We start from the raw sequence: 17,497 nt of genomic DNA on the forward strand, positions 1-17,497 counted from the left end.
AACTTCGATAAAATTCTATTTCAATATCATTGAAAAAGTGAATTTGATGTCAACTATAACGATGTAAATTCTAATTTAGAAAGATTCTTTACTTAAAACAGGCTCAAAATAGGGTTTGTTTATAACAACAAATTTCGACTTTGTTAAAGAAAAGATTTTAAAATATCAATAATTCATTTTTTTATTTCAAAATTAATATTTTCGCAATAACAAGCTGTCAAAATCGTTTTTTAACAATAATAATTTTTGAAAAGGCGACTTCTATTATATTTTTTTTAATTCTCGGCTTTAATAGCTAAATTTGCGAACAAAAAAATAAAAATACCTAGAAATACCTCTACTATGAACATTTATAAGGATTACATCCAAGAAATTGAAGAAAGAAAAGGTCAAGGGCTTCACCCGAAACCAATTGATGGTGCTGAATTATTAAGCGAAATCATTGAACAAATTAAAGATTTGAATAATGAATACAGAGAAGATTCTCTTAAGTTCTTTATTTATAATGTTGTACCGGGAACGACGAGCGCAGCTGGTCTGAAGGCTAAATTTCTAAAAGAAATCATTCTTGGTCAATCCATAGTAAAAGAAATAACACCTGCTTTTGCTTTTGAGTTATTATCACACATGAAAGGTGGGCCTTCAATCGAGGTATTACTTGATTTAGCACTTGGTAATGATGCTGCTATTGCAAAAGAAGCAGCAAACGTTCTTAAAACGCAAGTTTACCTTTATGAGGCAGATACAGACCGTTTAAAAGAAGCATTTAAAAATGAAAATCCAATTGCCAGAGAAATTCTGGAAAGCTACGCAAAGGCAGAGTTTTTTACTTCATTACCAGAAGTAGTTGAAGAAATTAAAGTAGTTACATATATTGCTGGTGAAGGAGATATTTCTACAGATTTATTATCTCCGGGTAATCAGGCTCACTCTCGTTCTGACCGTGAACTTCACGGTAAATGTATGATTACTCCTCAGGCACAAGACGAAATCAAGATGCTACAAGCTCAGTATCCTGATGCAAGTGTGATGTTAATTGCAGAGAAAGGTACAATGGGTGTAGGTTCGTCAAGAATGTCAGGTGTAAATAACGTGGCACTTTGGACAGGTAAACAAGCAAGTCCATACGTTCCATTTATTAATATTGCTCCAATTGTTGCAGGAACAAATGGTATTTCTCCAATTTTCCTAACAACGGTTGATGTTACTGGTGGAATTGGTTTAGACCTTAAAAACTGGGTAAAAAAGCTTGACGCAAATGGTGATATTATTCGTAATGAGAATAATGAGCCAATTTTGGAAGAAGCATACTCTGTTGCTACAGGAACTGTATTAACAATAAATACAAAAACTAAGAAGCTTTATAATGGCGATAAAGAGTTAATTGATATTTCAAAGGCATTCACGCCTCAGAAAATGGAATTCATTAAAGCTGGAGGGTCATATGCAATTGTATTTGGTAAAAAACTTCAAACATTAGCAGCGAAAGTTCTTGATATTGAAGCACCACTTGTATTTGCTCCATCAAAAGAGATTTCTATTGAAGGGCAAGGTCTTACAGCTGTGGAAAAAATCTTTAACAGAAATGCTGTTGGTATCACTCCGGGTAAAGTATTACACGCTGGTTCTGATGTTCGTGTAGAAGTTAATATCGTAGGTTCACAAGATACGACCGGTCTTATGACTGCTCAGGAATTGGAGTCTATGGCTGCTACAGTTATTTCGCCAATCGTTGATGGTGCTTACCAATCTGGTTGTCACACAGCTTCAGTATGGGATAAAAAAGCTCAGGCAAATATTCCAAAATTGATGAAATTTATGAATGATTTCGGTTTAATCACGGCACGTGACCCGAAAGCTATTTATCATTCAATGACGGATGTAATTCATAAAGTTTTAAACGATATTACAATAGATGAATGGGCTATCATTATTGGTGGTGACTCTCATACAAGAATGTCAAAAGGTGTTGCTTTTGGTGCTGACTCAGGTACAGTTGCTCTTGCACTTGCAACAGGTGAGGCTTCAATGCCAATTCCAGAATCTGTAAAAGTTACTTTTATTGGAGAAATGAAAGGTTATATGGACTTCCGTGATGTAGTTCATTCAACACAATCTCAAATGCTTAAGAAATTCGGTGGTGAAAACGTATTCCAAGGAAGGATTATTGAAGTTCATCTTGGTACTCTTACTGCTGACCAGGCATTTACGTTTACAGACTGGACTGCAGAAATGAAAGCAAAAGCTTCTATCTGTATTTCTGAAGATGATACTTTGATTGATTCACTGGAGATTGCAAAAGGAAGAATCCAGATTATGATCGATAAAGGGATGGATAATCACAAACAAGTTCTTCAAGGATTGATCAATAAAGCAGATAAGAGAATTTCTGAAATTAAGTCTGCTGAAAAACCAGCCTTAACTCCAGATGCAAATGCTAAGTATTATGCTGAAGTAGTTGTGGATCTTGATCAAATTGTAGAGCCAATGATTGCCGATCCGGACGTTAACAATGTTGATGTTTCTAAAAGATATACGCACGATACTATCAGACCTCTTTCTTTTTATGGAGGAGTGAAAAAAGTAGACCTTGGATTTATCGGTTCTTGTATGGTTCACAAAGGGGATATGAAAATCCTTGCCCAAATGCTTAAAAATATAGAAGATTTACATGGCAAAGTTGAGTTTAAAGCGCCGCTTGTAGTAGCGCCGCCAACTTATAACATCGTAGATGAACTTAAGGCTGAAGGAGATTGGGAAGTTTTACAGAAATACTCAGGTTTCGAATTCGACGATAATGCTCCTAAAGGTGCAGCACGTACAGAATACGAAAACATGTTGTACTTAGAACGTCCAGGATGTAACCTTTGTATGGGTAACCAGGAAAAAGCTGCAAAAGGAGATACTGTAATGGCAACTTCGACACGTTTATTCCAGGGAAGAGTTGTAGAAGATACTGAAGGTAAAAAAGGAGAATCATTGCTTTCTTCAACGCCAGTAGTAGTTTTGTCTACAATTCTTGGCAGAACTCCTACAATGGATGAATATACAGCTGCAGTAGAAGGTATTAGTTTGACTAAGTTTGCGCCTTCCAGCAAGCAACTAGTGATGTAATAATACTATTAGTTATAATCATTATATATAAAAAGCCCGAGTGATAAACTCGGGCTTTTTCTTTTCTGGCTACTCTATTTTTTGTACCTTGTCGTGTTCAAAATAAAAAAAACAAAACAATTATAACTTATGGCTTTTGATATTGAAATGATAAAAAAAGTGTATGAGAACATGCCCGGTCGTGTTGATAAAGCACGCGAGATTGTTGGTCGTCCACTTACTTTAACGGAGAAAATTTTGTACAATCACCTTTGGGATGGAAATCCAACGAAGGCGTTTGGAAGGGGTGTTGATTATGTTGATTTTGCACCGGACCGTGTTGCATGTCAGGATGCAACAGCACAAATGGCATTATTACAATTTATGCATGCCGGAAAGAAAACAGTTGCAGTTCCTACAACAGTTCACTGTGATCACTTAATTCAGGCAAAAGTGGATGCTGCAACCGATTTGGCCAGAGCAAAAACACAAAGTAACGAAGTTTTCGATTTCTTATCGTCAGTTTCTAATAAATACGGAATTGGTTTTTGGAAGCCAGGAGCCGGAATTATTCACCAGGTAGTACTTGAAAATTATGCTTTCCCGGGCGGAATGATGATTGGTACCGATTCTCATACTGTAAATGCAGGTGGTTTAGGAATGGTAGCAATTGGCGTTGGTGGTGCTGATGCTGTAGATGTTATGTCTGGTATGGCTTGGGAATTAAAATTTCCTAAATTAATTGGAGTAAAACTAACTGGTAAATTATCAGGATGGACAGCTCCTAAAGATGTCATCCTTAAAGTGGCTGGTATACTTACTGTAAAAGGTGGTACAGGTGCTATAGTTGAATATTTTGGTGAAGGTGCAACTTCTATGTCATGTACAGGAAAAGGTACTATTTGTAATATGGGTGCCGAAATTGGAGCTACAACTTCAACTTTTGGATATGATGATTCTATGAGTCGTTACCTGCGTTCTACAGGAAGAGCTGATGTTGCAGATGCTGCAGATAAAGTAGCTTCTTACTTAACAGGAGATCCGGAAGTTTATGCTAACCCGGAAAAATATTTTGATCAGTTAATCGAAATCAATTTATCAGAATTAGAGCCACATTTAAACGGTCCTTTTACACCGGATTTGGCAACTCCAATTTCTAAAATGAAAGAAGAAGCGATCAAAAATAACTGGCCTTTGCAAATTCAGGTTGGTTTAATTGGTTCTTGTACAAACTCTTCTTACGAGGATATTGCTCGTGCTGCTTCTTTGGCAAAACAAGTAAGTGATAAAAACTTAAAAACAAAATCTCAATTTACAATTACTCCGGGTTCTGAAGTAGTTCGTTATACAATTGAAAGAGATGGATTTATCGATACTTTCGAAAAAATTGGAGCTACCGTTTTTGCTAACGCCTGCGGACCATGTATTGGTATGTGGGACAGAGATGGGGCAGAAAAAGAAGAAAGAAATACAATCGTTCACTCTTTTAACCGTAACTTCTCAAAGCGTGCAGATGGTAATCCGAATACTTTAGCTTTCGTGGGTTCTCCTGAATTGGTAACTGCAATGGCTATAGCTGGTGATTTAGGCTTCAATCCATTAACAGATACTTTGATCAATGAAGATGGAGAAGAAGTAAGACTTGAAGCGCCAACAGGAGACGAATTGCCTCCAAGAGGTTTTGATGCCGAAGATCCTGGATTCCAGGCTCCGGCTGAAGATGGTTCAGGTGTTCAGGTTGTGGTAGATCCTGCATCAGAACGTTTGCAGTTATTAGCTCCGTTTGATGCTTGGGATGGTAAAAATATTACAGGTGCTAAATTGTTGATCAAAGCATTTGGAAAATGTACTACAGATCACATTTCTATGGCTGGACCATGGTTGCGTTTCCGTGGACATTTGGATAATATTTCTAACAATATGTTGATCGGTGCTGTAAATGCATTCAATCAAAAAACAAATTCTGTTAGAAATCAGTTAACAGGAGAGTATGATGCAGTTCCTGCTGTAGCTCGTGCATACAAAGCTGCAGGAGTTCCATCAATCGTTGTGGGAGACCACAATTATGGTGAAGGTTCTTCTCGTGAGCATGCTGCTATGGAGCCACGTTTCTTAGGTGTTAAAGCGGTATTGGTAAAATCGTTTGCACGTATTCATGAAACAAACCTTAAAAAACAAGGGCTTTTAGGATTAACTTTTGCTAATGAAGCAGATTACGATAAAATTCAGGAAAATGATACAATTAACTTTACTGATTTAACTGAGTTCGCTCCTGGAAAACCATTAACGTTAGAGTTTCTTCATACAGATGGTTCTAAAGATATTATCCTGGCAAACCATACTTACAATGCAGGTCAGATTGGCTGGTTCGTTGCAGGTTCAGCATTAAATTTAATTGCTGCCGGAAAAGCTTAATCGATATGATTTAATATGCTAAAAACGCCCTGTGAAAACAGGGCGTTTTTTATTTCAGGTAAGCTGTTATATAGTATTAATAAAAAAAAGATTATATTTGCAGGATAAAACTTATATTTTTTGATTTAATAATGAAGTTTATACGTTTTGTTTAATGCAGTGATTTTGAGTTTATTACTTTAAAATCAGTTGAATTTTGTTAATTTGAACTTAATAAGCTGTTAAAAAAGGCGTTTTTTTTGCATAAAAATGTTAAATTCGCCTTATTAGTAAAAGAATCGTTCTTTTTTTGAGTTTATAAAATGAACTACAAAATTTAAAAAAAAATTCCCCCCAAGAAATGAATTTTAAGTTAGTCGTCATAATGTTGTTTTTAAGTTTAAGTGTTTTTTCACAGGAAAAATATATTAAGCATACTATTTCTAAAGGTGATAATATCACTACAATTGCAAAAAAGTACGGAGTAAAACCTAAAGCTATTATAGATGCAAATCCTAATGCACCTAAAATTTTAAAGCTAAACTCGGTTTTGCTAATTCCCAATACAAATCAAACTACTGTAGCAACAACAAATGAAGTTGCTGTAAATAATAATACTCCTGGAACACACGAGGTTTTAGCTAAAGAAACGCTGTGGGGAATATCCAAAAAATACAATATTTCAGTCGAAGATTTAAAAAAATCCAATCCGCTTCTGGAAACAGAAGGCTTAAAAATTGGGCAGCAAATTATTATTCCGTCCAATTCCGTTGCAGTTTCGCAAAAACCAATTGATGATCTTAAAATTGTAACAGATGTTGAAGTGGTTGTAGAAGTTCAGCCAAAAGAAACTAAATACGCAATTGCAAAAAGATACGGATTAACAGTTGCTGAATTAGAAAGGCAAAATCCATTTATTAAAGGGAAATTACCGGTTGGTTATGTTTTGAAAATTAGAACTTCAAAAGAAAAAGCAGATGCTGCTGCAGCTTTGGTTTCTCCACAAGAAATAAAAGAGACAATAACACCATCATCAGAAACACAAATTGCAGAAAACACACCTCCGGCAATTCAAACTGATTCAACGAGTACAATTATAAAAGTGAGTAATCATTCTGAATTAGTCGATCAATTAATTGTAAACGCTACAGAAAATATCGGGACGCGATATCGATCGGGCGGTACTACAAAAGCAGGTTTTGATTGTTCAGGTTTAATGATTTCGACTTTTAGTAATTTTGATATTAAATTGCCCCGAAGTTCAATAGAGCAATCCCGCATTGGAATGAAAGTTACTACTGATGAAGCCCAAAAAGGCGATTTGATTTTCTTTAAAACAAATGGAAGAAGACAAATTAATCATGTTGGAATGGTAGTAGAAGTTGTTGATGGTGAAATTAAATTTGTTCACTCTTCAACTCATGGCGGTGTAATGATTTCGTCAACAAAAGAACCTTATTACCAACGAGCTTTTTCACAAGTAAACAGAGTTTTGCAATAAAAGAGAAATTAATTAAAATGTAATTTCTTTTTGAAATCCTCAATTGGAAAGGGTTTGTTTAAAAATTCAGTTACATAGTTATTCTCTTTGATTTTTTTTATTTCGTCAGTATCTAAAGTTGATGAAAGTACATAAATCTGGATTTCTTTTTTAAATTCGTCACTTAATTTATCGTATTCTTCCAAAAAATCAAAACCGTTCATTATTGGCATTTGTATATCCAATAGAATAATTAAAGTTTGGTTTAAGTTCTGATGATTGTATAGCCATTGCAAGCCTTCCTTGCCATTGTTAGTGATGTTTATGTCACTATCAAGAGATTTTTTTATAAGCTGTTTGATGACGAGCTGATCTATCAGGTTGTCTTCAATTAATAAAAATACAGGTTTAAGATCCATGACAGTTAGGGATTGTTACAATAAATTTACTTCCAATATTGTTTTCAGACAAAACATAAATATTTCCTCTAATATTTTCAACGGCTTCTTTTACAATGTATAACCCCAGTCCTGATCCTTTGTTTTTGTTTGTTCCAAAATACATTTCAAAAATGTGGTCTTTAAATTCATCTTTAATTCCAATTCCGTTGTCAGATATTTCAATTTTATTACAACCATCAGCAATGTAGGTTTTAATAGCAATAAACATTTGCTGTTTGGTATTGTCGGCATATTTAATGGCATTTGAAAGTAGGTTGAAGATAATAATTTTTAAGCGTAAACTATCACTCTGAATTTCATCTACCAATAATTCTTTTGTAATGGATATTTGGCTGGCATTTTCAAAATGCATTAATTGTGAGATTGCTTCATCAAATATTTCCTGTAAGCTAACAGGCTCCAAGATGATTTGTTTTCGCTTATTTTTAGAATAATCGATAATATCACTAATAAATTGGTCTTGCCTGGCCAGACTCGTATGCATTAAAGTCAAATATTCCCTAATTTGATTAAGGTTGTCTTCTTCTTGGGTAATTTTGATTAATCCTTGTAAAGAGGTTATAGGAGATCTCAAATCATGTGATGCACTGTAAACAAAATGATCGAGTTCGTGATTAACCAATATTAAATTTTCATTTTTAACTTCTATTTCTTTTTTAGAAACAATGAGGCGTTTTACCATTATCGAATAATAAAGGCAAACGCTGCAAATGATAATCAGAATAAAAAAAACATTAGTAAAGATCAGTAAGTCTTTTATTTTGCGTGTTCCTTCGCCTAATGTATTCGAAAAATTGCGTTCATTAATGGTGAGTTTATCACTTATTATGCTAATTTGCTGGAGGAATTTTTGTTGGTCGGCAGCGGTTAATATGTTATGTTTTATTTTGGCATTAATTTGTTCTCCTATAATGAATAATTTGAAGATTAGTTTGTCGCCCTGTTCCCATTCGTTAATGGCTTTGGCTAAAAATGAAACCTTTTTAAAATTCACAAATAACCAAACAAGATCATCTAAATCTTCCTGATGATTTCTGCCAATTAGTAATGCTTTGCGGGCAATTGCATTATCTCCGGCTTTTAGTAATGCAACTCTGGCGGTTCCGTCACCTTGCGGAACTTTTAGTTCTTCAAGATATAATTTCCATTGATTTTTGTCTTTAGTGTATAAATAGGTTATTAAATGGCGGGAAGCATCTTTTTGTCCTTTTGAATAATGTGATTCACCATTTACATAAGCTCTGGTTGCAGACAATGTTTTGATGGTGAAAAAGTTAATACAAATTAATAAAGCACAACAAACAAAAACTATCAAAATAAGAATGAAAACATTTGCAAAACGCAACTTCTTAAAAAATTGGGATTTAGACATAGTTTTCGAATTTGTTGGTTGATAATCTGATTCTAATTTTTGGTTGTCTTTTGTAGAAAAAAGATATTCCTTGACAATAATCTTTGGAGCGAGATTATTGTAATTATTAAACAAATGTTAATAAAAAAAATAAATTTTAACATCAGTATATCGCTTAACTCAAAATTAGTAAAAAAATATTACGGTTTTACAAATGGCTTGTTTTTTCTGGTTAATTTTATTTGTCAAAATTTCAATGGTTAAGTTGTTTATTTTCAATTAATTGAATTATTGTTAATTGTGTTTTTAATTTTTAAAAGAGAGAATGTGAATTTTTAATGCTGCAGTAGAAATTCACCTACTGAATTAATGAGCTTATTTTTGTTTAGCTTTATTTAGGGGTTTAAACATGAAAAACTGTAAGGTTTTTATAACTTACAGTTTTTGAATTGTCAAATTTTTTTATTTAAAGAATCTCTCTTTTTAGAGAAATACTACGTACATTATATAATTATTGAACGTTTACCAATTACTTTTTCATTTAATGTAGTTTCCCAAGAAGTACCTGAAGCAGGTACAGCTCTTTCGCGCCCCCATATTCTTATTGATTCAATTTTTTCTGGTGCTGTTTTACTTAAAGGAACAATGTTTTTAAAACACTTTTCGAAAAGTATATCATCTACGATATTATCTCCATGAATTACTGCCTGAATTGCAACATCTCTAACAGCACCTTCAATGTCAGAACCAGCAAATCCTTCAGAAATCTCAACAAGTTGTTCTAATGTATGTGTTGAGGGTAGTAATAATAAATTGCGTTTTATATATAAATTAATGATGTCTTTTCTCTCTATTGCTCCTGGCAAATCAACAAAAAACAATTCGTCAAAACGGCCTCTGCGTAAAAGTTCAGGAGGTAATTTACTAACATCATTTGCAGTAGAAACAACAAAAACTTTAGCGGTACTTTCCTGAAGCCAAAATAAAAATTGTCCAACCATTCTGGTAGATGTTCCTCCATCACTAGAACCTGTTGCTCCCGAAAGTCCTTTTTCAATTTCATCAATCCACAAAATGCAAGGAGCTGCATTATCTGCAGAAGCCAATGCTTCTTTTAATCTATTTTCAGATTGCCCAAGATATTGCCCCTGAATAGCTGCAAGATCGAGTCGATAAAGAGGTAAATTCCAATTTGCAGCAATAAATTTGGCAGATAAGGATTTACCACACCCAGGAACTCCTACCAATAAAACCCCTCTGGGAGGTCTCATTTTTCTCGCTTTTAAATCTGCAGTTAAAAGTTGCTTTTGATTATCAAGCCAATGTTGTAAACCGGCTAAACCAGCAACGGATAAATTAGAATTATCAAGTTTAACTTTTTCTAATCCGGATATATCGCTAAATAATTTGTCCTTTGCATTACTTAATTCTTTAATGTCTTCTTTGGTTAATGATCCTTTTGCCATTTGGGTTGCCAAAACATTTTCAGCTTCAATTTTAGTCATATTTGCTAAAATTGTTGCAGCCATTTTATAATCGTTTTCTTCCCATTCAAGCGGAATTGAACCTTTATAAGGCGTAACACAATCTCTGACAACTTCTAACATTTCTTCTTCGTTTGGAGCGTCAAGTGTAATTGTCATTCCTAAACGCTGTAACTGAGGCCAGATTGTTTTGGTTGTAATTAAACAAATGCTTCCGCCTCTTTCAATAGCCTGAACAACACAATCATAAAGATGTCTCGAAACCAAATTGTCATCTTCAATATCACTAACTTCTGTAAAAACAAAAGTTAAATTTTGTCTTTGTGAAATATTTTGAACAGCATAATCTAGACCACCGGAAATTGATCGGTCGTCATTTACGCTTTTTTTTGACTTGATATCAATAGTACCATGTGATAAACTATGAAAATAAATTGGGATGTTGATTTCTTCCGCTAGTTGCTGAATTACTTCTAAAACCCTCGCTCTTTCAATACTTCGAATAGATATAAAAGGTATTCTTGCTCTGAACATTCGCAAAAGCGAAGTCTTAAATTCTGCCTTATTTGCCATTTTAGAATATTATTTTTCTGCCCGTCGGAGCAATTATTTCGTTATTATCTGGAATATGTTTAATTTCCTCAGGAATAGTATTGAGTTCAAAAGACTTTAATAAGATTAATATTTTTTCTCGGCCTTTTGAAATCTTGGAATTATTATCTTTTAATGACGTTTTAATTTCATCAACAAAATCTTCCATATCTTTTTTTAATGTTTTCTTTAAATCAATTGGAAAACCATTTAGATTAATAAACTTATGTAGAGTAAAAAGATTTTGTTTGCCATTTCTTAAAGCAATTTCAAATTCTTCATATGTTCTAAAATTTTGAAGTTGAAAAGAATGTTGGAATTTATCTAACCAATTCTGTTTACGTTTTTTATATGCTTCTTCAACTTTAGTATAAAATCGTGTTGCTGTTCCGGCATCAATAATAAAACTTCCTTTATTTAATTCTTCTAAAACAGAATCATCTCCATTTCCAAATTGATCAAGCAATTTTGTCCATTGAGAATAAGTACTTGGACCTTCCATTACTGAGATTTAATTCTGGGGTTTATAAATTGGTTTGGAGGTACAATATCCCAATCAGGAAATTTTGCATTACCCAATTCGGCTTCTGTTCTGCCTTGAAATAAATTAGGTTTTATATTGATTTCTTTCTTTATTTCGTGTGAGGTATTTTCAGATTCTTCTGAATGATTACCTAAAATTATTTTGGTCATGTTTTTGAATTTTTAAATGATTAGATAATATTTCTTACAGTTTCTTTTGATACACTTGAGAAATCTTCAGGAGTAATTGAAGTTAATAACTGTCTGACTTTTTCTGCGTTATTATCTTCGTCGGAATGTTCTTTTCTGTAGTCTACAGTTTCTGCAAGACAACCTCTTAAAACTTCTTTTGCTTTTTGTTTTCTCTCCTCAACATTTTCAATAATTGCATTTTTAGCTTTCTTATGATTGTTGATAGAATTCCAAATTATAACACCGCCAATGCAACTTCCTAAAACACCTACAATAACATGGAGGCTAAATGCCCAAATGCCAAGTAAACAAATTAGTATACCAATGATGATTCCTGCGTAGGGATATGAAAGTTTCTTAAGCTCTGTTTCTAATACATTGCTATAAAAAACTTCTTGTTTTTTTAGAATTTCATTTTCTTCACTTCCGTCTTTTGCACAAGTTTTAAAATCATCAATTGAAAGCTCAACATATTCAGGAATTTTATTTCTGCTTTGTGCTGTAAAAGTATCGTGTGCTTCCAATATCCAAGGCTGACTTATTGAAACGGCAAGCGCTTGGGTTACTTTTGTTGCTCCGGATAATTCAGGGTTGAATGATGCATTGGTAAGTAATTGCAGGAAGTCAACATGTTCTTCAAAAATATGTTTTTCAGCATCCATAATGGCTTGGGCAGCAGCTTTATCGCCATCCATTTGAATAATGAGCTGATTAAATCTTACTTGTTCCTGTAATGGTAATTCTTCATCATCAAAATTTGTAACTAATAAAGATAAAATTTCATCTAATTGAATTTTAACACCTTTTGAAAAGTCTGCTGATGAGGATATAATACTTTTAAAATGAGTATTTAAAATATCATGAGTTTTGGCTTCTTTTAAAGAATTTTCAAGGGAATTCCAGTTAATAGAAAATTTTTCGAGTAACGTATATTTACCATCAGACAAAGGGCCTAATGCTTCAAAAAAATCGACCCATTGTGATTTTTGTGCATTTATAAATGTATCACCTTGTGTAAGTTGATCTAGCCATTTTTTTACATTTACCATCATTAATTGTCTTGCCGCAGGAGGGAATACTCCTGTAGTTACAGCCTCGAGTATAATTATAAATTCTCTGTCAAGATTATGAGGGTTTTGATGCATAAAATAACGTTCCAACCATTTTAAACTGGTGTCATTTCGTGCTAGTCTTCGCATTACCATCATAAAGAAAAGAGTTGTTTTGTAATCATCTCTTTTTAAAGCTTCGTTCAAGGCTTTTTCGGTTGTGTTTTTATCATTTCTAACCCAAGCTGCTAATGAAACCAAAGCAGGTGCTAACCAATAGCCGGGCGCTTTTATCATTACTTCTTCCGTTGTAAATTTTAAAGTCTCATCACTTATTACTCCTGTATCTACTCCTTGAAGAATACCAGTGGCCATTCTTCGAACTTCGGCATAATAACCAAATTTAATTTGCAGATCTTGTTTTAAGTTACCTTGTCTGGTTTCGGCAAGTTGTAGTGCTTTGTGTTTTATATCTGCTTCTACAAAATCTGCAAACGAGTCAGCAAGTTGTACTAGTTCGCTTTCTAACTGATCTTGTTTGAAGTTTAATGTTCCTAATTCAGAATGCACTCCTGACATATCTGAACTGATTGACCTTAAAGCACTATTTATGATTGAAAGGTCAGCATAAGAGATTACTTGTTGTGACATAATTTATTTAGTTTATTGGTGTTATAATTTTGTAGCTGTTCCATCTTCGCGAATTAAAATGATTTTATCGTTATAGATTTCAACCATTGCATAAGCATTGTGTTTGGCAACTGTTCGGCCCTTTTCGAATTCAGTTTCCATCGTTTCATTTGCCTTATAATGTTTGATGATTTGGCTACCGCTCAAATCAAGAGTGTGGACTTCATGAGGATGTCCCAAAAAACATTTAGCGACAATTCCGAGTGGTAAACTAGCCACTTCAGCAGTACCAAATTCTTCCTGAATTGCCTTTATGAGTTCATCTATTCCTTTTGTATTGGTTAGTGTTTTTGCATCAAGTCCGGAAATAAGATCAAGATATTTTTTTGATCGTTTTTTTAGAATATCTCTGTCACTGATAAAACCAGTTGTTAAATTCTGTTTTTGATTTGTATCAAGATTTATATTGTCGTTTTGTAAAATGATTCTAGCCATATCAGTATTAAAATAAATGGTTTAATGTTTTTTGATTTTCAAATGTAGACAGATGAAAAAGTATTATTTTATGGAAAACCGTAAACGCAATTATTATCTAAAAACTTCTAATGAAACGAGGTTTGCGTGAGGGATAGAGGCGGTATCCTTTTGTGAAGTGAAACGGAACAAAAGATATAGCCGATCCCGAAGTTTCGGGACGACCCGGAGGGACACGCCCAAAATATTTTTGCAGCATCTAAAATCTATAAACTAAAATCTAGAATTTCAGAAAAAAGTATATCTTTAACCAACCCAAAAAACAAAATAATGCAAGAAGAAAACCAGGAAAACTTTAAGAGAGAACTCGGATTACTAGACGGAACCATGCTTGTTGTGGGTTCTATGATTGGCTCAGGAATATTTATTGTAAGCGCCGATATCGCCAGACAAGTAGGATCTGCGGGATGGTTAACACTGATTTGGCTTATTTCCGGATTAATTACGATTATTGCTGCTGTAAGTTATGGCGAGTTGAGTGCCATGTTTCCAAAAGCAGGCGGACAATACGTTTATCTAAAAGAAGCTTACAACAAATTGATTGCCTTTTTGTACGGATGGAGCTTTTTTGCCGTGATTCAAACCGGAACTATTGCTGCTGTTGGTGTGGCTTTTTCGAAATTTGCAGCTTATCTTTATGAACCATTAAGTGATGAAAATATACTTTTTGAATTAGGTTCTTTTAAATTGAATGCCGCACAAATTGTTTCGATTTTGACAATTGTTTTATTGACTTATATTAATAGTCGCGGTGTTAAAAACGGAAAAATTCTTCAAACCGTTCTTACGATTATCAAAATTTTATCATTAGTAGGTTTAATCGTTTTTGGATTAACGCTTGCAGCAAAATCTTCAATATGGGATGCCAATTGGGCAGATGCCTGGACAACACGTTCTTATAATGTAGAAAGTGGTTCTTGGTTGCCAATTAGCGGTACGGCTTTGATTACAGGAATTTCTGCTGCAATGGTAGGATCATTATTTTCAAGTGATGCCTGGAACGGAGTAACTTTTATTGCAGGAGAAATTAAGAATCCGAAACGCAACGTTGGTTTTAGTTTATTTCTTGGAACTTTTATCGTAACAATTATTTATGTTTTAACAAATTTGATGTATTTGGCTGTAATTCCACTAGACGAAATAGCAACAGCAAAATCTGATAGGGTAGCAGTAGTGGCTTCTCAATATATTTTTGGAAATATTGGAACGCTAATCATTGCCATTATGATTATGATTTCGACTTTTGCCTGCAATAATGGATTAATCATGGCGGGCGCACGAGTATATTATACGATGGCAAACGACGGTTTATTCTTTAAAAAAGCGGCAGTTCTGAACAAAGCAAGCGTTCCTGAATGGGCATTATGGGCGCAATGTATCTGGGCTTCGGCTTTGTGTCTAACAGGAAAATATGGAGATTTATTAGACTTTGTAATTATCATTGTTTTGATTTTTTACATCCTAACAATCTACGGAATCTTTATTTTGCGCAAAAAAATGCCGGATGCAGAAAGACCATATAAAGCCTTTGGATATCCGTTTTTACCCATGTTGTATATCGTGATTGCAACTGCAATTTGTATTTCCTTATTAATTACAAAATTTTCAACCTGTGGCTGGGGAATTTTAATTATGCTAATAGGAATTCCGGTTTATTATTTTACAAAACCGAAAGAGAGTTAAAGAAAGATGCTAAGGTTCTAAGTTGCTAAGATTCTAAGGATTTTTTCTAGCGAGAAAATTTAAGACTTTAAATAGAATAACAAAGCGCCTTGTTTCAAGGCGCTTTGTTTTTTATAAATATGTCTGCTGATACAATCATTTTAAATATTTGGTAAGTTCGGCAGCAGCCTGAAGAAACAAGGTTTTCGTTTGCGGAATCTCGGCTAAACCATTCAATAAGCCAAAATCATGAATTACATCGTTGTAACGAATTGTTGTTACAACCACTCCCGCATCGCTTAGTTTACGTCCGTAAGCTTCGCCTTCATCTCTTAAAATATCATTTTCGGCAACCTGAATCAAGGTTGGAGGCAAACCTTTTAACTGCGCTAAACTAGCTTGTAAAGGCGAAGCGTAAATTTCTTTTCTTTTTGATGGATCAACATATTGGTCCCACATCCATTGCATCAAAGTGCTGGTTAAAAAGCGCTGTTTTCCATACAATTTATACGACTCCGTTTCAAAATTTGCATCGGTTACAGGCCAGAATAAAATTTGAACTTTAAACAATGGCGTTCCTTTTTCTTTTGCCATTAAAGCACTTGCAGTGGCTAAATTTCCACCGGCGCTATTACCTACAATTCCCAATTTGCTTCCGTCAACATTTATTTCATCTCCATGTGCAGCGATCCATTTTGCTGCTGCATAAACTTCATTTACAGGTTGTGGATATTTAACTTCTGGCGAAAGTGAATAGTTTACAAAAACACCAACATAACCAGTAAGTACACTTAAATCGCGAACCATACGCTTGTGTGTGGGATAATCACCCAAAACCCAGCCTCCGCCATGAATGAACATGAAAACGGGTAGTTTTCCTTTTGCTCCTTTTGGACGAACAATCTTGAGCTTTATTTTATATCCATCGGCAGTAATTTCTTTTTCAGATTCATCGATTCCTGATAAATCGACTTTAAATGCATTTTGTGCACCAACAAGTACATTTCGGGCATCGCCAACCGGAAGTGATTCTAATGGTGCTCCTCCCGAATTTAGTGGTTTCAAAAAATCTTTTACCGCAGGTGTCAAATGCGGATCTGTGGCGTAATCAACTTGTGCATAGCTTTTCATAGTGGTATTTGCTAAAATAATAAACAGGGTTAATACTTTTTTTTGATAGTCAAAATTTTTCATCGTAAAGTGGTTTTAAGATTAATTTTTTATAAGAAACCAATATATATGCCACAGCGAAGAAATGCTGAAAGAGTAGTAATTACGCGTTTTTTTAGCTTATTGAAAAGAACTGTATTTCGCTAATTTATTTTAGTTTAGTGAAATTTCGTTAGGAGAAATTGTGAAATGTAAATGTGAAAAATAGAATTTTGTAAAGTTATTTTTCTTGACGGATTTATGTCCTTTGCAGTAAAATCACTATTCTGAAAAATCGTTAGTAATCTTTTCTTCTGTTGGTCTCAAAAAGATAAGATATATAATAACCAGTATTCCAAATATTATAAAATCAGGTTTCAGAATTAATATTATAAAAGCTACACCTTCAAGAATTGCCCAGCGAATGATCGAAGCCGTTTGATAAACAGGTAATTTATCTTCAAGTTTCAAATTTCGATCTACTTGTTTTAATTGTGATTTAAATAGAAAATTAGCCATGATAATGGCTAAAAAAGGTATAATAGCAAATACAATCGACGAAGAATCGATAGTAGGAATTGTTTTTAATTTTTCAACTGAAATTTCTCCTATTACAAAATAAGCAACTATTAATCCTGCACAAAGTGCAAAATGTATTATCTGGAGAGTTTTGATTTTTTCGGTCATTTTGGTTGATTTAAGAGATTGATTTAGTAACTACTAATATAGAATTAATTATGGTGCGAAATAATCAATTATTAAAAAGGGAAAAAATAACAATGAAATCTTAGAATCTGGCGTGAAATAAAAATCTCGCAAACTCATTAGAATCGCAAAGAAAATAAACTTTGCGCCTTAGCGAATTTGCGAGCAGAAAACCATTCGTAGTGAACTTTTGTCTAAAC

General features: G+C 33.8%; 13 protein-coding genes. 4 read left to right on the forward strand and 9 right to left on the reverse strand.

Going from position 1 to position 17,497, the window contains the following annotated elements; all coding sequences use genetic code 11:
* Window positions 1–342 precede the first annotated feature (342 nt).
* The 3 genes from RT99_RS07135 to RT99_RS07145 all read left to right on the forward strand — a co-directional run bounded on the left by RT99_RS07135 (window position 343) and on the right by RT99_RS07145 (window position 6,988).
* Complete coding sequence (locus RT99_RS07135; RefSeq protein WP_042564015.1) at window positions 343–3,114, forward strand: bifunctional aconitate hydratase 2/2-methylisocitrate dehydratase; 2,772 nt, start codon at window positions 343–345, stop codon at window positions 3,112–3,114.
* A 129-nt stretch (window positions 3,115–3,243) separates the two neighbouring features.
* Entirely contained in the window at window positions 3,244–5,508 is a 2,265-nt protein-coding gene (locus tag RT99_RS07140; RefSeq protein WP_042564016.1) for an aconitate hydratase, read from the forward strand.
* A 340-nt stretch (window positions 5,509–5,848) separates the two neighbouring features.
* Entirely contained in the window at window positions 5,849–6,988 is a 1,140-nt protein-coding gene (locus RT99_RS07145) for a peptidoglycan endopeptidase (protein ID WP_042564017.1), read from the forward strand.
* Between the two features lie 8 nt (window positions 6,989–6,996).
* On the opposite strand, the gene RT99_RS07150 is transcribed toward RT99_RS07145, so the two are convergent.
* From RT99_RS07150 to RT99_RS07180, 7 genes are all read right to left on the reverse strand, one after another.
* Window positions 6,997–7,386: a response regulator gene (locus RT99_RS07150; RefSeq protein ID WP_042564018.1), complete on the reverse strand. Its 390-nt coding sequence runs from the start codon at window positions 7,384–7,386 to the stop codon at window positions 6,997–6,999.
* Window positions 7,376–8,683 carry an ATP-binding protein gene (locus RT99_RS07155; protein ID WP_242607175.1) on the reverse strand — a complete coding sequence of 436 codons (1,308 nt, stop codon included), beginning with the start codon at window positions 8,681–8,683 and terminating at the stop codon, window positions 7,376–7,378. Before RT99_RS07155 ends, RT99_RS07150 begins: the two co-directional genes overlap by 11 nt.
* Window positions 8,684–9,282: 599 nt before the next feature.
* On the reverse strand, window positions 9,283–10,836 hold the full coding sequence (locus RT99_RS07160; protein WP_042564019.1) for an ATP-binding protein: 1,554 nt from the start codon (window positions 10,834–10,836) through the stop codon (window positions 9,283–9,285).
* A gap of 1 nt (window position 10,837) precedes the next feature.
* Window positions 10,838–11,356, reverse strand: coding sequence for a hypothetical protein (locus tag RT99_RS07165; RefSeq protein WP_042564020.1), 519 nt, complete (start codon window positions 11,354–11,356; stop codon window positions 10,838–10,840).
* Complete coding sequence (locus tag RT99_RS07170; protein WP_042564021.1) at window positions 11,356–11,547, reverse strand: hypothetical protein; 192 nt, start codon at window positions 11,545–11,547, stop codon at window positions 11,356–11,358. Before RT99_RS07170 ends, RT99_RS07165 begins: the two co-directional genes overlap by 1 nt.
* Window positions 11,548–11,567: 20 nt before the next feature.
* The gene (locus RT99_RS07175) at window positions 11,568–13,268 is read right to left on the reverse strand and encodes a hypothetical protein (RefSeq protein WP_131494901.1); all 1,701 of its coding nucleotides are present in this window, start codon (window positions 13,266–13,268) and stop codon (window positions 11,568–11,570) included.
* A 21-nt stretch (window positions 13,269–13,289) separates the two neighbouring features.
* The gene (locus RT99_RS07180) at window positions 13,290–13,742 is read right to left on the reverse strand and encodes a hypothetical protein (RefSeq protein WP_042564023.1); all 453 of its coding nucleotides are present in this window, start codon (window positions 13,740–13,742) and stop codon (window positions 13,290–13,292) included.
* 309 nt (window positions 13,743–14,051) lie between these two features.
* Between RT99_RS07180 and RT99_RS07185 the strand changes: the two genes are divergently transcribed.
* Entirely contained in the window at window positions 14,052–15,464 is a 1,413-nt protein-coding gene (locus RT99_RS07185) for an APC family permease (RefSeq protein ID WP_042564024.1), read from the forward strand.
* Between the two features lie 135 nt (window positions 15,465–15,599).
* Here the strand turns inward: RT99_RS07185 and RT99_RS07190 are convergent, their stop codons facing one another.
* Window positions 15,600–16,637: an alpha/beta hydrolase gene (locus RT99_RS07190; RefSeq protein ID WP_117614796.1), complete on the reverse strand. Its 1,038-nt coding sequence runs from the start codon at window positions 16,635–16,637 to the stop codon at window positions 15,600–15,602.
* Window positions 16,638–16,874: 237 nt separating this feature from the next.
* The gene (locus tag RT99_RS07195) at window positions 16,875–17,279 is read right to left on the reverse strand and encodes a hypothetical protein (protein ID WP_042564025.1); all 405 of its coding nucleotides are present in this window, start codon (window positions 17,277–17,279) and stop codon (window positions 16,875–16,877) included.
* Between the last annotated feature and the right edge of the window lie 218 nt (window positions 17,280–17,497).

Origin of the sequence: Flavobacterium sp. MEB061, assembly GCF_000834715.1 — a bacterium.
GTDB lineage: Bacteria > Bacteroidota > Bacteroidia > Flavobacteriales > Flavobacteriaceae > Flavobacterium > Flavobacterium pectinovorum.